We start from the raw sequence: 18,009 nt of genomic DNA on the forward strand, positions 1-18,009 counted from the left end.
CGTTCTCCTCCTGGAGCGGGTACGGGGCGCCTGCCGCGCCGGGGGCGCCGACTGCGCCGAGAGGAAGGGGGCGAAGCGGTACGAGACGAGTGTGACGCCGGAGGCCGGCGGACGCGTACGACCCGACGCACGAGTCGCCTCAGGTCACGCCTCCGGCATGCTCAGCCATCGGCCCGGGTGTCCCGGGGGCAGTTGGAGATCCTCGCGTACGGCCGCGTAGAAGCCCTCGCGGCCGACGCGTTGACGCTCCAGGAGCGCCTGCCACGCCTGTGGGTCGCGGGTGCCCGCGCGCTGGAACCGTTCCATCTCCATCACCACGGTCACCCATTCCCGGGCCCGGTCCACCACTTCGCGGCTGCCCAGCATGAGCAGGGCCTCGCCCGGCGGATCGCGGTCGTCGGTGGCCCGGGCGAGCAGCGGTTCGGCCTCGTCCAGGGCCAACGGGTGCGGATGCGGGTCGTTGCCCAGGTGGGCGGCGACCCGGTAGGTGAGCGTCACCGACTTCTTCAACGACCGCGCGTACTCCGAGTACACGGCGAGGCGCCGCTCCTCCCACCGGCTCGCCCGGTCACGCTTGAACCGTTCGCGATCGCTGCGCACCAGGGCCAGATAGGAGCCGAGCGCGCCGATCACGACGCCTATGAGAGCCGGGAGTTGCTGAAGAAACGCGGACATGATCGAACCGTACCGAGCGCGGAGTCCGGGTGAGCGACGAGCGGCCGATGATCTCCGTCTTCGGCCCGGGGCCGCCCCGACGGGGGTTCGCTCCCGGGGAGTACACCTGGTGCGGCCGGGGCGGGATGGCCCAAGCTGGCCCGCATGGACTGGTTGCCACTGCTCTCCACCCTGGCCGGGGCCGCGATCGGGATCGGCTCCACCCTCATCGCCGACCGGAACCGGTGGAAGCGCGAGGACGTCAAGGACGGAGTCCGCCTCCGGCTCGACGTCTACACGCAGTACACCACCACCGTGAAAGTCCTCGGTGAGACCCTGCGGGCCCTGGCCGAGCGTCAGCACGCCTCCGACGACGAGCGGGCGCTCGCGCTGCGCGAGGCGTTCAGGGACTCCGGCATAGCCGTCGCGTCGGAACGGATGTGGCTCACGGCGCCCGAACCCGTCGTCAAAGCCTCCAACAGCGTGTTCCACTGCCTGCGCCACATCTGCGACGCCTACATCGACGGCACCGCCGTCAGCAGTCCGCAGGACCGCGCCCGCTGGGAGGCACGCGGAAAAGCGGCCGCGAGGATGCGCAAGCTGATGCGTGAGGACCTCGGAGTCGGCCCCCTCACCGAACGCCACAGCCCCCTGCTCGACGACTACACCGACCCCGTCGCGCCGTGACGCCGACGGTGGCGCCGACGCCGTGAGGTGACACGCCGGGAAGGGTGCCGTGGTCACTGACCGGGACCACGGCCCCCTGCGGGGAGAGCCGGCGAGGCCGGTGTTCCCCGCAGGGGCTCGGGTGGATGCACCCGCCGGCGATGTCGGTCAGGACAGGAGCTCGACGTATCCGTCGGTCCCGTGCACACGGATCCGCTGCCCGTCCCGGATCAGCCGGGTGGCCCCCTCCACGCCCACGACGGCCGGCAGCCCGTACTCCCGGGCGATCACCGCGCCGTGGGTCATCAGACCGCCCACCTCCGTCACCAGGCCCGCGACCGAGACGAACAGCGGTGACCAACTGGGGTCGGTGAAGGGGGTGACCAGGATGTCGCCCGGTTCGAGAACGGCGTCCGCCATGTCGAGGATGACGCGGGCCCTGCCCTCGATCGTCCCGGCGGACACGGGCAGGCCGACCAAGGAGCCGTCGGGTGCGTCGTCGCGCCGGTAGGCCCCGTTGAGTGCCTCACCGTCCGAGGTGAGCACCCGGGGCGGGGTGAGCGCCTGGTACGAGCGGAACGCCTCCTTGCGCCGCTGGACGAGCCGGTCGTCCACCCGGTTCGTCCGGACGACCTCGTGCACCTCCTGGAACGTGAGGTAGAAGACGTCCTCCCGCTCGGCGAGCACGCCCGCCCGTACGAGGCGCTCCGCCTCCTCCAGCAGGGCCCGCTTGTAGACGAAGGAGCGGCTGACGATGCCGTACTTCGGGTACTCCCGGTATCCGGCGAAGGCCCGGACCTGGTCGATCATCCGCTTGGTCGCGTCGGCCCTCCGGTCCCCGTCCGGCAGGGCCCGCAGGCGTGAAAGTACGTCCTGTTCCTTTTCCCGCGCCCGGTGCCGCCCCTGCTCGAAACGCCGTTCGGCGGCGCCCTGTTCGAAGTTCCTGACGTTGTCGAGGATCACGGGTACGAGCGTGGCGGGGCGCTCGCGCCAGCGTGGCCGCGTGATGTCGATCTCGCCGACGCAGCGCATGCCGTACCGGTCGAGGTAGGTCTCGATGGCGTCGCGGGCCTCGGTCCCGCCGGGGAGCTTCGGCAGCTCGTCCAGGAAGCCGTCGTCCTCGACGCCTCCCAGGAACGCCACCACCTCCGGCCGTGCGCGGATCACGTCGGCGACGTCGAGCAGGTCCAGGCCCATCTCGGAGGTGATGTTGTCGGGAGCGGACAGGGTCAGCGTGTCGGCCGCGTTCTTCTCGCCCAGCCACTCCAGCAACTTGTCGTTGAGCCACCAGGTGGCCTCCATCCCCGCCATGATGGCCCGGATGTTCAGCGGATCACCGAGGACCCGCTTGTGCTCCTCGAAGGCCTCCAGCAGGAAGTCGAACAGCGCCGGTCCGGTCTTCGCGCGGATGTCGCGCTCCAGGGTGGCGATGGACACCCGGCTCCGCTCGACGAGTTCGGTGACGATCGCGGGATCAGCCTCGGCCGGGGTGGACTCGGCGCCAGCCGGGGGCCCGCCGGGAGCTGTGTCGGGGAGCGAGGGAACGAAGTCGTCACGTTCGAGGACGGTCTCCAACGCGTTTCTGACCAGCGGGTCCCCCTTCCCCATGAGGTCCAGGAGGGCGGTCCGGCCGGCGGGCGAGGCCAGGCGCGGGGTCACGTCGACGAAGAGTCTCCCGCCGGCCTCGTGCATGGGCACCATGGCCGTGAGCTGCCACATGGAGTACCCCAGCGGCTTCATGGCGTCGGTCATCATCTGCTGATGGCCGACGGAGACGTAGACGTGGTTCTCCCGGTCGTCGGCCTTCGGGACGGGGAACAGCGTCGTGACGGGCCGGCTCTGCACGATCAGGAAGTCGTCGTCGGCCAGGCACCATTCGATGTCCTGGGGGCAGCCGAAGTGTGCCTCGATCCGCCGTCCCAGGCGTACGAGCCGTACGACCTGCTCATCCGTCAGCGCCGGTCGCTCCTGCCGCCGTGCGTCGATCGCCACTTCCCGCGTACCACCGGCGGGCAGCGCTTCGACGGCACGCTGCTTGGTGCCGATCGTCCTCTCGACGACCTCGTCGTCCCGCACCTTGAAGACATCCGGGTTCACCAGTCCCGAGACCAGTGCCTCGCCGAGACCGAACCCGGCGTCCACGGTGGAGACCTTCCGGTCGCCGGTGACGGGGTCGGCCGTGAACAGGATCCCGGACGCGTCGGGGAACACCATCCGCTGGACGACCACGGCCATGCGGACCGCGCGGTGGTCGATGCCGTTCCGCCGGCGGTAGGTCACCGCCCGCTCGGTGAACAGGGACGCCCAGCACCGGCTGATGTGCCGCAGGATCTCCGCCGGTCCCACCACATTCAGATACGTATCCTGCTGACCGGCGAAGGAGGCCGTCGGCAGGTCCTCCGCCGTCGCGCTGGACCGGACGGCGTACGCGGCCCGCTCGTCGCCGTGCCAGGCCAGCGCGCGGGTGATCTCCGCCGCGAGGTCACCCGGGACGGCGATCTCCTCGACGGTCCGGCGGATCCGCGCGCTGAGCGTACGGATCGCCTCCCGGTCGTCCGGTTCCACACCCGACAACGCGTCGAGCTGGTCGTCGAGCGACGGCTCCGCCGCCATGATCCGGCGGAACGCGTCCGTCGTCACACAGAAGCCGGCCGGCACACGGACGCCTTCGATGTCCCACAGCCCGCCCAGATGCGCGCCCTTGCCGCCGACGACCGCGATGCTTGTCCGGTCCGCCTCTCGAAGATCCAGCACGTACCGCTCGTGCCGTTCGTACCGCTCGTGTCGTCCGAGCTGCTCTGTCATCGTGATGCCTCCGGGGCGGCCGTGCTGTGTCGTCCTGCGTCGTCCGGTCACTGGCGCCCCCGCTCTGTCGAACCTCTTGCCGAACACGTCGTCATCCCTCGTTGCCTTCCCGCTGACGCGGCGTCCGGCCGCTCCGCCAGTCGGGCGGCGCGCGCCCCGCGCCTTCGCGGGCCGGGGCACAGAGCGACGATTGTGCGCGCCGACCGGGGCCTTGCCGCAAGCCCCCCAGTGCGCTATACCTTGAGACAGGCAAGGAGAGGGCTCTCCTTGCCTTTGTCGTTTCCGCGCTCCCGTCGTCTCAGGCCACGAGCAGGCGGAGTCCGAGTTCCGCCGCGTCGAGGGCGACGAGGTCGTGGTTGCGTTCGGCCCACCGGCCCGAGGACAGGTCGTCGCGCAGTCGTGTCACGGCCCGCCGCTCGGCCTCCGGCCCGACCCTGGTCCATACGGACACCGCGCGGCGCACGGACTCCTCCAGATACGCCTCGGGCCTGCGCCAATACGCCTCGAAGAATCCGTCGGCACAGTCCCACGGGATGAGCACCGGCTCCGCCCGGCCCCCGATCGCGTCGGTCAGGTCGGCCAGCGACGGCCAGTCGGTCAGCAGGTCGGCGAACTCGGGCAGATAGTCGCGGATGAGCCAGAACCGCTCGCGCCAGGCCGGGCTCCCGGCGTCGTACGTGACCACCACCACGCGCCGGGCCACGCGCCGCATCTCGCGCAGCCCGGCGATCGGGTCCCGCCAGTGATGGACGGTGCTGAACGCCATCGCCGCGTCGAAGGATCGGTCCTCGAACGGGAGGTTCTCCGCGCTCGCGGCCACACAGGGCGCGGCGTCCGCGGGGCGCTGGGCCCGCATGACCGCCGACGGTTCCACCGCGGTCACATTGCGGTCCGAGGGTTCGTACGAGCCGGTGCCGGCGCCGACGTTCAGTACCGTCCGGGCGTCCCCGAGCGCCTCCCAGACCCGTGCGGCGATCCGCGGCTCGGTCCGCCGGGTCGCCGGGTACGCGGACCCGATGACGTCGTACAACGTGGCTCCGAACATGGTCAGTTGGTCCTCCGGTGTCGTCCTGATCCCCATGGCCCGTGCCTCCAGTTCCCTGTCTATCGCCGTCACCATGGCCGCCGCGCGGTCCCGTTGATCCAGCAGCAGGCCGCGCAACCGGTGCAGGTGCGCGACCGTGTCGGTGGCCGGGTCGTCGACCAGATCCGCGATCTCCCGCAGTCCGAAGCCCAGCCGCCGGTAGGCGAGCACCTCGCGCAGCCGCTCCACGTCGGCCGCCGCGTAGGCCCGGTATCCGACCGCGGTCCGCGCGGACGGCCGTACGAGGCCGATCTCGTCGTAGTGATGCAGCGTGCGGACGCTCACGCCGGCCAGCTCCGCCACGCGTCCCACGGTCAGGTGTTCCTCCACGCCACCGACCATGCGGCATCACGTCGCGTGAGGGTCAAGACCGGGGCGACGGATACGGTCTTGTCAACGCGGGTGCGGGGCTTGATAGTTGACCCGTTCCACGCTGATCCGCTCCATCGGGGCGGTACCGATGACCGTGGGAGTGGTGGCGACGACCGGGGGGCAGCATGACGCGGGGTGCCGGGATCACGGCGGAACTCGGTGACAGACGGGGGAGTTACCCGATAGCCGGTGTGACGGGCGCTGTTCTGCAGATGTTCCGGCGCCTGACCGTGCTGTTCGTTCTCGTCTTTCTGGGATTCCTGATCTTCAAGCGGCCTCATGGCGGGCTCTCCAAGGGGCTGATCGCGACAGCCGTGATCCTGGGCCTGATCGGGCTGCGGATCGCCTGGGGCCGGCTGTCCGCGCGGGCCGGGTTGCGCCTGTGCCACATCCACACCGGCGGTCTCGCCGTCACGGGACTGTTCGGCCAGGTGAAGCACGTCGTTCCCTGGGACCGGGTCACCGTGCTGACGCACATGTCGAACCTGTCGCCCCTGCTCACCTTCCACCGGTTCGAACTGGTGCGGCGCGACGCCAGGACCGTGGCGATCCTTGTCCTCCAGGCGAATCCGGAGTTCGTCCCGGCCCTGAAGCGAGCCTCCGAGCTGGGCGGCCTGCGCCAGGGCCGATGAGCCGGTCATGGAAGTGGGAGTCGGGCGCATGGAAACCATCCCGCTGAGCCGAGGCGATCTGCGGTGGGTCTTTCCGGAGGTGCCGGAACCCGAAGCGGTCCGCGGAGCCCTGGCCGAGGCCGACGCACGTGTCCGGGACCTGGCCCGGCACCTCGGTGCGCGCGAGGGCGGGACCGGCGACGGCCTCGTGTTCCGGCGGACCGAGGGCGTCGTGGCGGCGGGGCTCTTCGCAGCCACCGAGGCGGAGGGAGTCGGATTCACCGCCGACCTGTGCTTTCCGCGCCGGTGCCTCTGGGACCTGACATGGGGTCCGCCGTGGGAGGTCGAGGCGGAGATCATGGTCCTGTGCGACCAGGTGCCGGACTGCGGCGGCCATACGCTCGCCGCGAGGGCCGAAACCTTCACGACGCCGCTCGAAGCCGCCCGAGGCCTGGCGGAGGCGACCGCCTGGCTCCTCGAACACGGACGCGCCGCGTCCCCGGCCTCCTGGCGGTCCCGGGACGACGCCCGTTGCCAGGAGGTCGGGCCCTAGCCTGCGGGCCGACGGTCGGGTCGATCCCGGCCGATCCGTGTCAGGAACGCGTCGGCAGCGAGGCGTCGGGCGTCCGGTCGACGAGGAAGAGTCTGAGGCGGCACTCGTCCTCCGCCTCGACGCCCACCTGCAGGCCCCAGTGGGCGGAGAGGCGCTGCGCCACGTCGACCAGCCGACGGCGGTCCTGACGGGTATGGGCGGGGTATCTGGCCCATCCCACGTCGGCGATCCTGTTGCCGAGCTCGGTGAACAGCAGGGCCCGGAAGCGCGCCTCCTCCTCGGCGGAGAGCGGTTCGGGCGCGTCCTTGGCGGGCCGCGTCCGGACGTTGTACAGGTCTCGTATCACCGCTGGGCTCGCCCTTCGCTCCGGATCCGTTCGCGCGAGACTATCGCTGACCGGCGGCCGGCTCGGGGGGACCGGCCACGCCGACGCAGGCCTCGTTGCCCTCGGGGTCGGCCAGTACCCGGTTCGAGGGGGCGTCGACGTCGCTCACCAGGCGCCCGCCCGCCGCCAGGGCCGCGGCGATCCGTGCCTCGGCCTCGTCGTACGGCAGCCATACGTCGACGTGGACCCGGTTGCGCTGCGGCCTCGGGGCGTCCATCGCCTGGAAGTAGAACGGCGCTCCGCGGCCGCCCGGGTCGACCAGGTCCTCGCCGCTGCCCGCGCGATCCCGGTAACCGAGCAGGGCACGCCAGAACGGCACCACGCCGGGAACGGAGAGCGCGTCCACGGTGACCTGCACGGTCTGGACGGCGGAGGGGTCGGCCGCGATGTCCAGCGAGCGCGCGAGCGCGGAGATCTGCCCGGCGAGGTCGATGTGCCGCTCGGTCAGTCCGTAGTAGTCGTCCGTGAGCGTGATCAGCCGTACGGTCACACCCTCCCGGCGCAGGTCGACGTCCGGGTGGTCGTCAAGGACTCCCGGCAACTCGCCGATGGCCCGTACGAGTTGGGCGCCGACCGCGAACGACCCGGTCCGGAAGTAGGCGCACGCCCCCTCGCCGACCACACGCCAGTCCTCGAGGCCGGCGGTCTCGTGGAAGCGCTGCGGCCTGATGGGTCCGGTCCTGTTCTCACCCTCGATCATGCCGCCAACGTAGCGTGCGGCGCCGACAGTCCCCGCCCGGCGGCCTCCCCTCACTCGTCGACAGGAGCGCGCGGATCGTCCATACGGGCGAGCCAGGTGGCGAGCAGCGTCTCCAGCGACGCGGCCTCGGTCGCCGTGAGCGCGTCCAGCAGCTGCCGTTCGTTGCGCATGTGGTCGGTGAAGGCCTGGTCGATCAGATCGCGTCCGGGTCCGGTGAGGGCGACGATCCGGCCGCGCTGGTCGTCGTCGGAACGGCGGCGGGTGACGAGCCCGGCCCGCTCCAGGCGGTCGATCCGCTTCGTCATCGCGCCGGTGGTGACCATGGTGTGGGCGGCGAGTTCCCCGGGCGCCCGTTCGTAGGGCTCACCGGCCCGGCGCAGTGCGCACAGGACGTCGAACTCGCCCTCGCTCAGTCCGTAGCGGTCGTACACGAGACGCAGCTCCTCGGTGAGCCGGCCGGCCAGGCGGTGCAACCGGCCGATCACTCCCTGTGGCGTGATGTCGAGGTCGGGTCGCTCGCGGCGCCATTCCGCCTGGATGTGGGCCACGCGGTCCCGGGATCCACCGTGCTCGTGAGATTCATCATGCTCCATGGCTTCATATTAGCTTCCCGGGAAGTTATATTAGCTTCTATGGAAGCTAATATGCGGTGGGTGGCCCTGACCGCGGTCGCACCAGTGGCCTGGGGAGCCAATTACTTCGTGACGCACGAGTTCCTGCCGGCCGACCGACCCCTCTACGGGGCCGCCCTGCGGGCTCTGCCCGCGGGCCTCGTTCTGCTCGCCCTGTGCCGACGACTGCCGCACGGCGCGTGGTGGTGGCGGTCCGCGGTGCTCGGGCTGCTCAACATGAGCGTGTTCTTCGTCCTCGTCTACGCCGCTTCCCAGCTCCTGTCGACGAGCGTGGCCTCGACCGTCATGGCGGTGGCCCCGCTGACGATGATGCTCATGGCCTGGCCCCTGGTCTCCGAGCGGCCCCGGGGCGCCCATCTGGCCGGCGCCGCGATCGGACTCGGAGGGGTCTGCCTCATGCTGCTCTCCGGCGTGGGCGCGGTGAGCGTCCCGGGAGTCCTCGCCTCGGGCGCCGCGATGCTGGTGTCCTCCTTCGGGTTCATCCTGGCCAAGCGGTGGAGCGCCGGTGTCGACGTGCTCGACTCCACCGCCTGGCAGCTCACCGCCGGAGGCCTGTTCCTGCTCCCCGTCGCCGCGGTCGTGGAAGGCACCCCTCCCGCGCTCTCCGCACCGACGGCCCTCGCGTACGGCTACGTCACCCTGATAGCCACCGCGCTGGCCTTCGCCGCCTGGTTCACCGGGCTGCGGCATCTGCCCACCGGGACGGTCGGACTCGTCGGACTGCTCAATCCCGTCACCGGCGTCCTGCTCGGCACGGTGGTCGCGAACGAGGCGATGACCGTGCAGCAACTGGGCGGCCTGGTCCTGGTCCTGGCCGGCGTCGTCCTCGGCCGGCCCCGGCGCGCCGCCCGGCAGATAGCGGTTCAGGGGTCACCACAGGCGAGCCCCGCGAGGGATCCGCGACCGGGGGCGGTCCGCCGGTGAGCCGGCCGGAACGGTGAGGGGCGTACGCCGCGCGGTGCGGGGTCGGCGAACGCCCCACGCGGGGAGCCGGAAGACGAACAGCGGCTCCGGGTCGTTGCCGTTGCCGCTACGGCTGCCGCTACCGCCGTACGACGAACTCGTTCCCGTCGGGATCGAGCAGCAGGACGGGGTCGCCGGGGCCCTCGCCGGTGGACGTCCGTGTCGCGCCGAGCGAGACGAGACGGGCGACCTCGCCTTCCAGGTCGGTGCCCGCGGGGAGCGCGAGCTCGAAGAACAGCCTGTTCGTGCCCGTCTTCGGTGCCACCGGGGGACCGCCCCAGGTGATCTTCGTACCACCGTCCGGCGACTGGATCGCGGTCTCCTGGTCCTGGTCCCAGACCAGGGGCCACTGCAGCACCTCGCTCCAGAAGTAGCCGACCTCCTGGGTGCCGTCGCCGGCGAGCGCGCCGATGACTCCGGTGTCGGCGAGGAACTTGTTGCCCGCCTCGATGACGCAGAACTCGTTGCCGTCGGGATCGGCCAGCACCACGTGTCCCTCTTCCGGGAGTTGGCCCACGTCGAGGTGATCGCCACCGAGTTCCAGAGCCCGAGCGACCGTCCGCCGCTGATCCTCCGGGGTGGCGCTCGTCAGGTCGAAGTGCGCCCGGTTCCGGCCGGTCCTGGGTTCCTGGCTCGGCAGGAAGCGGATACGGAACCCGGTTCCGTCGGGCGGCAGGATCGCGACGTCGTCGTCCTGGCCGTCGGCCGGCCGCCAGCCCAGGACGCCGGACCAGAACCGCGCCAGGTCCGAGGGCCGGGTGGCGTTGAAGCAGATCGCGAACAGTCGACTGGTCATACGTGGGCAACTCCGATTCGCTGACGGTCGATTGGACGCGCTGCGCTCCGCGCGCGTGCAGCATAGGGAGGACCGTGCGGGAACCGCATCCGAGTTTTCCGTACGTCGTGGCCGGCCGAAGCGGGCCGGTCGCGACGGTGTGACACCATCCCACCGTGGCCGATCACCTGGAAGACGTGCACTGGTCCGGGCTCTTCCATGCCGAGGGGCGGGCCTCCGACACCCCGCGCCGCCTGTCCGCACTCCTCGCCGACGACGCGGCCGCGTTCGTCGACGGGTACACGCACCTGTGGTCGACGACGCTCCGCCGGGAGGGCAAGGCCTGGCCCGCGACGGCGCCCACCGCGCTGCTGGTCGCCGAACTCCTGGACGATCCGCGCCTGGGCGCCGACGACCCCTCCACGCCGGACGCGATGCTCGCCTACCTGTACGCGGTCGGCGTCGCGGCCGACCTCGGCGAACGGGCGCCGCGGATCCGTGCCCGGACGGAGGGGCGTGCGGCGGAGCTGCGGGCCTGGACCGACGCCTATCTCGCGGCCGATGCCGACGCGCGGGCCCGCATGTGGCGGGACGGCACGGGCCGGGGCGAACTCGTCCTCGACCGGGCGGCGCTCGCCTGCTTCGACCTCGTGCCCATGCTCCTGCCGCGCATGTTGCCGCACCTGGCCTCGGAACGTGTCCATCGCAGAACGTGTGCCGCCGCGGCGGTCGGGTCGCTGGCCGCACACCCTGCGGTTGCGGCACAACGCCCTTCCCTGCGGGCCCGGTTGACGTCGATGGCCCGGTCCGCCGCATCCTCGTACGAGGTGGCGACTCTCTTGATCGCCATCGGCCGTCTCGGCGGCGACACGCGGCCCTGGCTCACCGACCCGCACCCGGGCGTACGCGTCTGCGCGGCCCTCGCTCCCGGCCTCGGCGGCGACGAGAGGGCGGAGCGGCTGCGGCGCGAACTGGCGGACGCACCGGGCGAGTTCGGCGCGTCCTTCGGCGACATGGCTCCGCCCCTGCAGTTCCAGTCCAAGCCGTACCAGGACCTGCTCAGCCCCGCGGCCGGGCGGTGAGGCGTCGCAGGGAGGCCTGGGCGGGCGGGCCCCAACCTGGCTTGCCTCCGGGGAGCCCGCGGACGCCCGCGTCGGCGATGTGAAGGCAGGCGAGAGCCCGCAGCACCGCCCAGCCACGGGCGCGGCGGAGGGTCGCGGGGTCCGGGCTCGGTTCGTAGGCCTCGTGGAAGCGGTCGACGGCTCCGTCCGGCAGCAGGATCCACGCGGCGGCGAGGTCGAAGGCGGGATCGCCGGCCAAGAGGTCGCCGAAGTCGATGACGCCGGACAGGACGCCGTTCGTCGTCACGACGTTGGCCGGGTGCAGGTCGCCGTGGAGCCAGAGACGCGGGCCGGCCCAGTCGGGTGCGGCGGCCGCGTCCTCCCAGACCGCGCGGACGGCGGCCGGGTCGTGGACCAGCCCGAGTTCGGTGGCCGAGGCGAGCGCCCTGGCGAAGGGTTCCGCGGTATCGGCCAACGGGCCCCCGCGGTCCCGGCCCGTCGGGGCCCCCTCGGGAGCGGGCCGATGCAGGGCCGTCAGGAACGCGGCCAGGGCGACGGCGGCCTCCACGGGGCGTGTCGCCGGGGCGCGGTCGGCCGGCTCGCCGGGCACCCAGGTGGTGACCAGCCAGGGCCGGGGGAACAGTTCGCCGGGCTCACCGAGGTACTGCGGGACGGGCACCGGCAGCGGAAGGCGCGGGGCGAGGAGGGGTACCCAGGCGTGCTCCTTGCGCAGCAGCGCGTCCGCGGACCCTGTCGCCCAGGGCAACCGCACGGCGAGGTCGTCACCGAGCCGCCACACCTGATTGTCCCAGCCGAGCGCGCCGAGCTTCAGCGGAAGACCCGCCAGACCGGGCCGCTGCTCGCGCAGCAGCGCCCGGATCAAGTCCTCCGTGATGTCCGACTCGGTGAAGGTCATGCGGGCAACGGTAGTTGGGGTGCGGGGAGGCAGGGCCGCGCCGGTCTTACGGGCAGGCTTCGGGACGCCATTCGTCTCGGTATTCGGGAGCGTCGTGGTAGGCCTGCGCGAGGAGCCTGACCGCTGCTTCGAGGCCGGCTGCCCGACCTGCTTCGAAGGCCTCGGTGTCGGCGGCTCCGGCCGGCCTGTCGACGTGTGCGACGGACGCGTAGAGGTCCGTGACGGCGCGCACCATGTCGAGCATGGGGATCGTGCTGTCGAGCGTCACGTCGGTGCCGGCGGGCGCGAGGGAGGTGAGTGTCACGGTGTTGTGCTCGTCCTCGTCGAGCTTGCTCCGTACGAACCGGATGAGGTCGTCATTCATGACCGTCATCGTGGCGGATGGCCGCGTGACGCGTGAAGCCCTGCGGTCCAGAGCCGGGGGCGCTGTCGCTCAGGCCTGGTGTGGGCTCTCGACGATCCGGGCGATGACGGCCGCGGCCTGTTCCGGGTGTCGCTCCAGCCATGTGCCGAGGTGCGCCTGGACAGCGTCCCGGACGCAGGCGTGTACGGCGCCCGTGTCTCGTACGTCGGGGTGTACCGCGTCGCCGTCGCCGCCCAGACGAGTCCGGGTGGCTCCGTAGAACTCGGGGGCGTCCAGCTTGACGGACACGACGGCAGTCAGGCCCTCGCCGACGTCCTCGAAGGCCGGTCGGGGATCACTGGCCGCCAGCAGGAGATGCTCGCGGGCGTATGCGTCGACGGCGGCGGTCACCCCGTCACGCAGGCCCGCTTCGTGAGTGCCGCCCTCGTAGGTGCGGATGCTGTTGGCGAAGCTCCGGACCGTTGATCCGGGGGAGTCGCACCACCTCAGGGACACCTCGACCGTACCCGCCATCCGGGCGTCCTCCTCCTCGAAGGCGATGACGTCCGGGTGCACGCGCGGCCCCGTCTCCATGCCGAGGACGGCGACCAGGTCCCGCTCCTCGTCCGGGAACCGGAACGACGCGGACCGGGGCTCGTCCCGGTCGGACTCGTCGGTGAGCGAGAGACTCAAGCCCCGGTTCAGAGCGGCCACTTCACGGAAGCGGATCGCCAGGTCACCGAAGGAGGGCCGCGTGGTCTCGAAGAGGTCGGCGTCGGGCCAGAAGGTGATGGTGGTCCCGCTTCCGGTCGTCCCGCTTCCGGTCGTCCCGCCTCCGGTCGTCCCGCCTCCGGTCGTCCCGCCTCCGGTCGTCACCCCCGTCGCGGTGGGCGGGGAGACGGCGACGCCGCGTCTGTACTCCTGGACCCAACGTCCGTCCTCACGGCGCACTTCGACCGTCAGCCGGCTCGACAGCGCGTTGACCACGGACGGTTCGGTGCGCAACGGGCTCAGGGCCATGGTGCGACGCCCGCGAAGGCCGCGCGCGGCGGTGTGCAGGCGGGTCAGCATGTCTTCCAGGCCGGGGCCGTCGGTGTGACCGGCCGCCTCCACGGCGATGCCCGGGCCGGAATCGGCCACCCGGATGCCGCCGTCTTCCATGAGGGTGACGTCGATGTGCTCGCCCTGACCGGCGAGAGCCTCGTCGACCGCGCGTTCCACGACACCGAACACCAGGTGACGCAGGCCGCGTTCACCGGTCGACCCGACGTACATACCCGGCCGCTTCCGCACCGACTCGAACCCTTCCAGGAACCGAAGGCGAGCCGTGTCGGTTCCGGTGGTTTCGTGGCTCATGAAGACCCCCTGAGATGGTGTCCGGCAGAGCTCGTCACGGTACGCGAAATTCCGCGAAAGGCCAGGTCAGAGGCCTTGTCGCGAGGCCTCGGATCGGTCGGTGCGGGCCTGTGGGGCGGCGGTGGGCCCCAGGCCGGCGGAGGGCCGTCGCGCCGCGTCGGCGACCCCGTCGAGGCCGTGGACGGCACCGTTCGAGGCAACGCCAAGGCCTCTATTTGTAGAACTCGGCGTACGGCGGGCGCTGTTCAGCACCTCGTGCCCACGGAGTCGCCTCACCGGGCCCAGTACTGGGCGAGAGCGCCCTCTCTGAACGGGGCCGGGGTCACGCTGAGTTCGCCGGCGAACGGGCGGTCCAGGACGAAGACCAGGAGCAGGCTGAAGCCGACGAGTCCCGCGACCGAGGCGACGAAGAGGATCTGGACCCGCAGCTTGCGCATGCCGTACAGGAACGTCAGCGGGACCAGGACGAGTGCGCCGCCGAAGGCCAGGACCTGGAGGAGCGGGGGGAGTTCCTGGCGCGCCATGGTGATGCGGGCGCGGCGCTGGGAGGCGACGTCGTTGAGATGGTTGACGGCCTCCTCGTAGAAGACCTGCTCGCTCTGGCTCTTCGGGTCGTATCGCTGGAGTGTCTCGAAGGCGGACCGGAGGTGGGTCTCCGTTGCTCCGTAGCTGGGGTTTCCCTCGCGCATCCGGGGCCACTGGTCCTCGACGACCGCGTGGACGTATCGGTCCATCGTGGCGTCGAGCCGAGCGCGGACCGGCGCCGGGAACGCGGCGGCGTCCCGGGTGATGAGCGCCGCGTCGGTGGCCTCGGAGGCGACGATGGTCTGGGTGTCCTCCAGTTGGGTCCAGAGCGTGACGATGACGAAGGCGAGGATGATCCCGTAGATCGCGCCGAACATGCCGAGCGTCACCCCGACCATCTCGTTGTGTTCGCCGCGGGCCACCGAGGGGTACCTGCGGCGCAGCAGCACGCTGCCGCCGACAGCGAGGAGGACGGTTCCCCCGACGATGACGACGGTCAGCGTGAAGGTGCTGTAGTGGTTGAGCAGCCAGAGCGAGACGTGCGGGGATTCCAGAGCGGACACGCCTGCCCAAACGCACGGAGTTGATCAGTCGCTACGGGTGCGACCGGCAAGTTCACACCACCGAGTGAGAGATCGTCGAGCCGGCGCGCGTCGACACGTGGCCCCTCCGCGCTCGGTGACCGTGGCTCCCCCTTCGCGTGGGGTGGTTCGGCCCCCGTCCGCGCGGGGCCGTCGGCTCCCGGCCCTACGCGGCGGGCAGTTGGTCGTACATCCGGAACGTGTAGGACGCGTCGTACGTCATCAGGTTCCCGCTCGGCGCGGGCAGCCCCAGCCGGCGGTTGAGCGGCCCTGCCAGGGGCCCGCAGTGTTCGGCCGCGGGAGCGGTGAAGGTGTCGTCGTAGGCAGAGAACTCGATGACCGGCGGATCCTGGGAGACCCACTTGGAGGGGCCCGACCGCTTGAGCTGGAAGTCGACCGGCGTGCTCGCCCCTACGGTGCAGCCGTGCGGCAGCAGCGGGCTCGACAGCCGGAAGCGCAGGCTGAACTGCCCGGTGTAGAAGTCGGATCGGCCCCCGTACTCCGGCTCGACGGCCAGGCGGAGCTGTCGTGCGCGCCCACCCGCGGCGGTGCCGGTGAGCCCGCCCGGAACGGCGGTGGGAACGCTGTGCATCGCGCCCCAGACCTGCGCCTTGGAGCCGTCGGGCATCGGCCCCTCGGCGTGCGTCATGGTGATCGGAGCGAGCGTCACCTCGACCTTCCCCAACGTCAACCGGGGCGCCGCGGTGTGGACTTCGCACCGCCACAGAGCCGGGTCGGCCCCGGCCGGAAGGGCGGGGCAGTCGCTGAAGTCGGTGGCGATCGGCGGGGTGGCGGAACCCGGTTCCGCGGAGGCGAAGCTCGGGGTGTACGCCCCCGCGAGCCCCGTCAGGGCGGCGGCCCCGGCGAGGGCGAGCGCGGCGCGGCGGGGGAGGGACGGACGGCGGCCATCGGGCGTCGTGTTCAACATGACCACAGCCTGCTGGCCACGACCGGGCGACCGCCATCGGTGACGCCCCCGCCTCGACCCTGAACGGACCCTGACGTTCTGTCAGGGATGGTGTGCGGTGCTTCTGCGGGGTTCCTGAGGCCTCCGCATGTCACGCGGCGGTTCGCGACCCGGATCGGTGCCGCCGACGCCGACCGGGCGGGATAATCCGGGCGTGACCCTCACCGCGCGGCAGCTCACCCTGGCGACCCTGGACCGGCAGCTCCTCCTGGAGCGCAGGCGCCTCGACGTGGCGGAGGCGGTCCGCCGGGTCTGCGCCGTCCAGGCCCAGGCGCCCGCTTCGCCCTACCTGGCTCTGTGGAACCGCGTGGAGGGCTTCGTGCCCGAGGATCTCGACGCGGCGTTCACGGACCGGCGGATCGTGAAGGCGACCCTCATGCGGATCACCCTGCACGCCGTCCACGCCGACGACTACGCGCCGTACCACGCCGCCATGGTCCGGAGCCTGCGGGCGTCACGGCTGTACGACCGCCGCTACACCTCGACCGAGCTGAGCGAGGAGGACGCCGACACGCTGCTTCCGCGGCTCGCCGAGTTCCTGGCCCGCCCCCGCACCGGAGCCGACGTGGAGGCCGAGTTCACCGAGAGCCTCGGCGGCGACGCGCGCCGCCTGTGGTGGGCCCTGAGGACGTACGCGCCGATCCAGCACACCCCGATCGGCGGTCCGTGGTCCTTCAAGCTGCCGAACACCTATCTCGCCTCGGCCGTCGACCCGGCCGACGAGGCGAAGGACGCCGCGGCGGGCGTACGGCGGCTCCTGCTCTCCTACCTCGGGGCGTTCGGACCGGCGTCGGCACCGGACTTCGCACGCTTCACCCTGCTGGGGCGGCCCGTGATCACCCAGGCGCTGAGCGAGCTCGGCGACCAGGTGGTGCGCGTTCCCGGGCCGGCCCGCGCCGCACTGTTCGACCTGGCGGGCGCCACCGTCCCCGCCGAGGACACCCCCGCGCCGCCCAGGCTGCTGCCGATGTGGGACAGCACGCTGCTGGCCCACGCCCTCCCGGGGCGCCTGATGCCGCAGGAGTACCGGCCGCTCGTCGTCCGGCGCAACGGCGACGTCCTGCCGGCCCTGCTCGTCGACGGTCAGGTCGCCGGGGTGTGGCGCGCGGCGGACAACGGCCTGGAACTGACCGCTTTCCGCAAGCTCGACAAGGCGGCCTGGCGCGGCCTGACCGAGGAGGCGCGGAAGCTGGCGGTCCTGCTCGCGGACCGGGACCCGGCCCCGTACAGCCGCTACAACCACTGGTGGGACAAGGGGATCCCGGGCGTCGAGAGCAGGACGGTCAAGGGCGAGTGAACCGGGCCCGCATCAGGGCCTCCTAGGATCTCTCGTATGGCGAAGCGCAAGGTTCAGCGGCGGGTGCGGGCGATAGTGGGGGAGGACCCGACGGCTGTGGTCTGGTGCGAGATCCACAAGGGGATCCCGAAGCCGCCCGCGGACGTCCACCGGGCCGCGGGCAAGGGCCGGCTCAAGCCGGGGCACCACTGGCTGCTGTACGTCGGGGCCGTCGCGTTCTTCTTCGTGGTCGTTCCGATGATGCTGATCGACCGACTCGGTGACAGGCTTGGCGGGACGCGATCGGAGCCGCGGTCCGGGCGGGGCGCGGGAGGCCGCTCAACAGCGGCCGACCGTAGGGCCGTTGACGGACGAGAGTCGGGAGGGGGCCGCGGCCGCGGGGAGGACCCGACCAACGGGGTTTTTGACGGCGACTGGAACCTGACCGCGGGCCGGCTGCTCCTGGGCTGGTACACGCAGTCGCCCAATCCGAAGCGTTTGGTGATGCTGACCAGCGACCGCGTCTGCGTGGCGGCATCGCCTCGGCGCAGGCTGTCGCCGACGAAGGCGGACGACTTCCGGATCGTCATGGAGTACCCGTACTCCGAAGTCCGGGTGGAGGGCGAGGCAGGCCAGCCCCGGGGATTCGCCACGTTCCGGCTCCACTTCAGCGACGGCTCCTGGCTGGAGTTGGGCCGCCTGGCGGAACCCGACGACGCCGACAGGTTCCTGCGGGTCGTGGACCCGACCGTGAACCAGTGATTCGTACGACGCTGTTGCCGCG

19 protein-coding genes are annotated in these 18,009 nt (G+C 71.6%); 7 read left to right on the plus strand and 12 right to left on the minus strand.

Annotation, left to right across the window (positions count from 1 at the left end):
- Window positions 1-144: 144 nt before the first annotated feature.
- A complete protein-coding gene (locus tag ACFRIC_RS14780) occupies window positions 145-675 on the minus strand; it encodes a hypothetical protein (protein ID WP_382784672.1) in 531 nt (176 codons plus the stop codon).
- Between the two features lie 144 nt (window positions 676-819).
- Here ACFRIC_RS14780 and ACFRIC_RS14785 point away from each other — a divergent pair, with 144 nt between their 5' ends.
- Window positions 820-1,341 (plus strand): hypothetical protein, encoded by a 522-nt coding sequence (locus ACFRIC_RS14785; protein ID WP_382784675.1) that lies wholly within the window; start codon window positions 820-822, stop codon window positions 1,339-1,341.
- A 147-nt stretch (window positions 1,342-1,488) separates the two neighbouring features.
- On the opposite strand, the gene rph is transcribed toward ACFRIC_RS14785, so the two are convergent.
- Together rph and ACFRIC_RS14795 are read right to left on the minus strand one after the other, a co-directional pair.
- Window positions 1,489-4,125, minus strand: a complete 2,637-nt coding sequence (gene rph, locus ACFRIC_RS14790; protein WP_382784677.1) for a rifamycin-inactivating phosphotransferase — start codon at window positions 4,123-4,125, stop codon at window positions 1,489-1,491.
- 298 nt (window positions 4,126-4,423) lie between these two features.
- On the minus strand, window positions 4,424-5,551 hold the full coding sequence (locus tag ACFRIC_RS14795) for a MerR family transcriptional regulator (RefSeq protein WP_382784682.1): 1,128 nt from the start codon (window positions 5,549-5,551) through the stop codon (window positions 4,424-4,426).
- Between the two features lie 221 nt (window positions 5,552-5,772).
- On the opposite strand from ACFRIC_RS14795, the gene ACFRIC_RS14800 reads away from it, so the two are divergent.
- Window positions 5,773-6,213 carry a hypothetical protein gene (locus ACFRIC_RS14800; RefSeq protein WP_382784685.1) on the plus strand — a complete coding sequence of 147 codons (441 nt, stop codon included), beginning with the start codon at window positions 5,773-5,775 and terminating at the stop codon, window positions 6,211-6,213.
- Window positions 6,214-6,241: 28 nt separating this feature from the next.
- Window positions 6,242-6,745 (plus strand): hypothetical protein, encoded by a 504-nt coding sequence (locus ACFRIC_RS14805; protein WP_382784687.1) that lies wholly within the window; start codon window positions 6,242-6,244, stop codon window positions 6,743-6,745.
- 40 nt (window positions 6,746-6,785) lie between these two features.
- Here ACFRIC_RS14805 and ACFRIC_RS14810 read toward each other — a convergent pair whose 3' ends face one another.
- Genes ACFRIC_RS14810 through ACFRIC_RS14820 form a run of 3 tightly spaced genes read right to left on the minus strand, consistent with a single transcriptional unit; the run spans window position 6,786 to window position 8,423 of the window.
- Window positions 6,786-7,091 carry a hypothetical protein gene (locus ACFRIC_RS14810; protein ID WP_382784689.1) on the minus strand — a complete coding sequence of 102 codons (306 nt, stop codon included), beginning with the start codon at window positions 7,089-7,091 and terminating at the stop codon, window positions 6,786-6,788.
- 40 nt (window positions 7,092-7,131) lie between these two features.
- Entirely contained in the window at window positions 7,132-7,830 is a 699-nt protein-coding gene (locus ACFRIC_RS14815; RefSeq protein ID WP_382784691.1) for a VOC family protein, read from the minus strand.
- 50 nt (window positions 7,831-7,880) lie between these two features.
- Window positions 7,881-8,423 carry a MarR family winged helix-turn-helix transcriptional regulator gene (locus ACFRIC_RS14820; RefSeq protein WP_382784694.1) on the minus strand — a complete coding sequence of 181 codons (543 nt, stop codon included), beginning with the start codon at window positions 8,421-8,423 and terminating at the stop codon, window positions 7,881-7,883.
- A gap of 51 nt (window positions 8,424-8,474) precedes the next feature.
- On the opposite strand from ACFRIC_RS14820, the gene ACFRIC_RS14825 reads away from it, so the two are divergent.
- The gene (locus tag ACFRIC_RS14825; RefSeq protein WP_382785899.1) at window positions 8,475-9,386 is read left to right on the plus strand and encodes an EamA family transporter; all 912 of its coding nucleotides are present in this window, start codon (window positions 8,475-8,477) and stop codon (window positions 9,384-9,386) included.
- Between the two features lie 118 nt (window positions 9,387-9,504).
- Here ACFRIC_RS14825 and ACFRIC_RS14830 read toward each other — a convergent pair whose 3' ends face one another.
- Window positions 9,505-10,221, minus strand: coding sequence for a VOC family protein (locus ACFRIC_RS14830; protein WP_382784696.1), 717 nt, complete (start codon window positions 10,219-10,221; stop codon window positions 9,505-9,507).
- 155 nt (window positions 10,222-10,376) lie between these two features.
- Between ACFRIC_RS14830 and ACFRIC_RS14835 the strand changes: the two genes are divergently transcribed.
- Window positions 10,377-11,282, plus strand: a complete 906-nt coding sequence (locus ACFRIC_RS14835) for a hypothetical protein (RefSeq protein ID WP_382784698.1) — start codon at window positions 10,377-10,379, stop codon at window positions 11,280-11,282.
- On the opposite strand, the gene ACFRIC_RS14840 is transcribed toward ACFRIC_RS14835, so the two are convergent.
- The 5 genes from ACFRIC_RS14840 to ACFRIC_RS14860 form a co-directional block, all read right to left on the minus strand.
- Window positions 11,260-12,177 carry an aminoglycoside phosphotransferase family protein gene (locus ACFRIC_RS14840; protein ID WP_382784701.1) on the minus strand — a complete coding sequence of 306 codons (918 nt, stop codon included), beginning with the start codon at window positions 12,175-12,177 and terminating at the stop codon, window positions 11,260-11,262. The two genes, ACFRIC_RS14835 and ACFRIC_RS14840, sit on opposite strands and share 23 nt — an antisense overlap.
- Window positions 12,178-12,223: 46 nt before the next feature.
- Complete coding sequence (locus ACFRIC_RS14845) at window positions 12,224-12,541, minus strand: DUF6221 family protein (RefSeq protein WP_382784706.1); 318 nt, start codon at window positions 12,539-12,541, stop codon at window positions 12,224-12,226.
- A gap of 69 nt (window positions 12,542-12,610) precedes the next feature.
- On the minus strand, window positions 12,611-13,876 hold the full coding sequence (locus tag ACFRIC_RS14850) for a DNA gyrase subunit B (RefSeq protein ID WP_382784709.1): 1,266 nt from the start codon (window positions 13,874-13,876) through the stop codon (window positions 12,611-12,613).
- Between the two features lie 272 nt (window positions 13,877-14,148).
- Window positions 14,149-14,964, minus strand: coding sequence for a DUF4239 domain-containing protein (locus ACFRIC_RS14855; RefSeq protein ID WP_382784712.1), 816 nt, complete (start codon window positions 14,962-14,964; stop codon window positions 14,149-14,151).
- A gap of 184 nt (window positions 14,965-15,148) precedes the next feature.
- Entirely contained in the window at window positions 15,149-15,910 is a 762-nt protein-coding gene (locus tag ACFRIC_RS14860) for a hypothetical protein (protein WP_382784715.1), read from the minus strand.
- 193 nt (window positions 15,911-16,103) lie between these two features.
- On the opposite strand from ACFRIC_RS14860, the gene ACFRIC_RS14865 reads away from it, so the two are divergent.
- Both ACFRIC_RS14865 and ACFRIC_RS14870 read left to right on the plus strand, forming a co-directional pair.
- A complete protein-coding gene (locus ACFRIC_RS14865; RefSeq protein WP_382784717.1) occupies window positions 16,104-17,246 on the plus strand; it encodes a winged helix DNA-binding domain-containing protein in 1,143 nt (380 codons plus the stop codon).
- Window positions 17,247-17,282: 36 nt separating this feature from the next.
- Window positions 17,283-17,987: a hypothetical protein gene (locus tag ACFRIC_RS14870; protein WP_382784720.1), complete on the plus strand. Its 705-nt coding sequence runs from the start codon at window positions 17,283-17,285 to the stop codon at window positions 17,985-17,987.
- Window positions 17,988-18,009: the final 22 nt, after the last annotated feature.

This window comes from Streptomyces sp. NPDC056738 (assembly GCF_042790435.1).
GTDB lineage: Bacteria > Actinomycetota > Actinomycetes > Streptomycetales > Streptomycetaceae > Streptomyces.

Coding starts and splice junctions, on each gene's coding strand:
- ACFRIC_RS14780 (WP_382784672.1), bottom strand. CDS start 675: ATGTCCGCGTTTCTTCAGCAACTCCCGGCTCTCATAGGCGTCGTGATC.
- ACFRIC_RS14785 (WP_382784675.1), top strand. CDS start 820: ATGGACTGGTTGCCACTGCTCTCCACCCTGGCCGGGGCCGCGATCGGG.
- rph (WP_382784677.1), bottom strand. CDS start 4,125: ATGACAGAGCAGCTCGGACGACACGAGCGGTACGAACGGCACGAGCGG.
- ACFRIC_RS14795 (WP_382784682.1), bottom strand. CDS start 5,551: ATGGTCGGTGGCGTGGAGGAACACCTGACCGTGGGACGCGTGGCGGAG.
- ACFRIC_RS14805 (WP_382784687.1), top strand. CDS start 6,242: ATGGAAACCATCCCGCTGAGCCGAGGCGATCTGCGGTGGGTCTTTCCG.
- ACFRIC_RS14815 (WP_382784691.1), bottom strand. CDS start 7,830: ATGATCGAGGGTGAGAACAGGACCGGACCCATCAGGCCGCAGCGCTTC.
- ACFRIC_RS14820 (WP_382784694.1), bottom strand. CDS start 8,423: ATGGAGCATGATGAATCTCACGAGCACGGTGGATCCCGGGACCGCGTG.
- ACFRIC_RS14825 (WP_382785899.1), top strand. CDS start 8,475: ATGCGGTGGGTGGCCCTGACCGCGGTCGCACCAGTGGCCTGGGGAGCC.
- ACFRIC_RS14830 (WP_382784696.1), bottom strand. CDS start 10,221: ATGACCAGTCGACTGTTCGCGATCTGCTTCAACGCCACCCGGCCCTCG.
- ACFRIC_RS14840 (WP_382784701.1), bottom strand. CDS start 12,177: ATGACCTTCACCGAGTCGGACATCACGGAGGACTTGATCCGGGCGCTG.
- ACFRIC_RS14845 (WP_382784706.1), bottom strand. CDS start 12,541: ATGAATGACGACCTCATCCGGTTCGTACGGAGCAAGCTCGACGAGGAC.
- ACFRIC_RS14850 (WP_382784709.1), bottom strand. CDS start 13,876: ATGAGCCACGAAACCACCGGAACCGACACGGCTCGCCTTCGGTTCCTG.
- ACFRIC_RS14860 (WP_382784715.1), bottom strand. CDS start 15,910: ATGTTGAACACGACGCCCGATGGCCGCCGTCCGTCCCTCCCCCGCCGC.
- ACFRIC_RS14870 (WP_382784720.1), top strand. CDS start 17,283: ATGGCGAAGCGCAAGGTTCAGCGGCGGGTGCGGGCGATAGTGGGGGAG.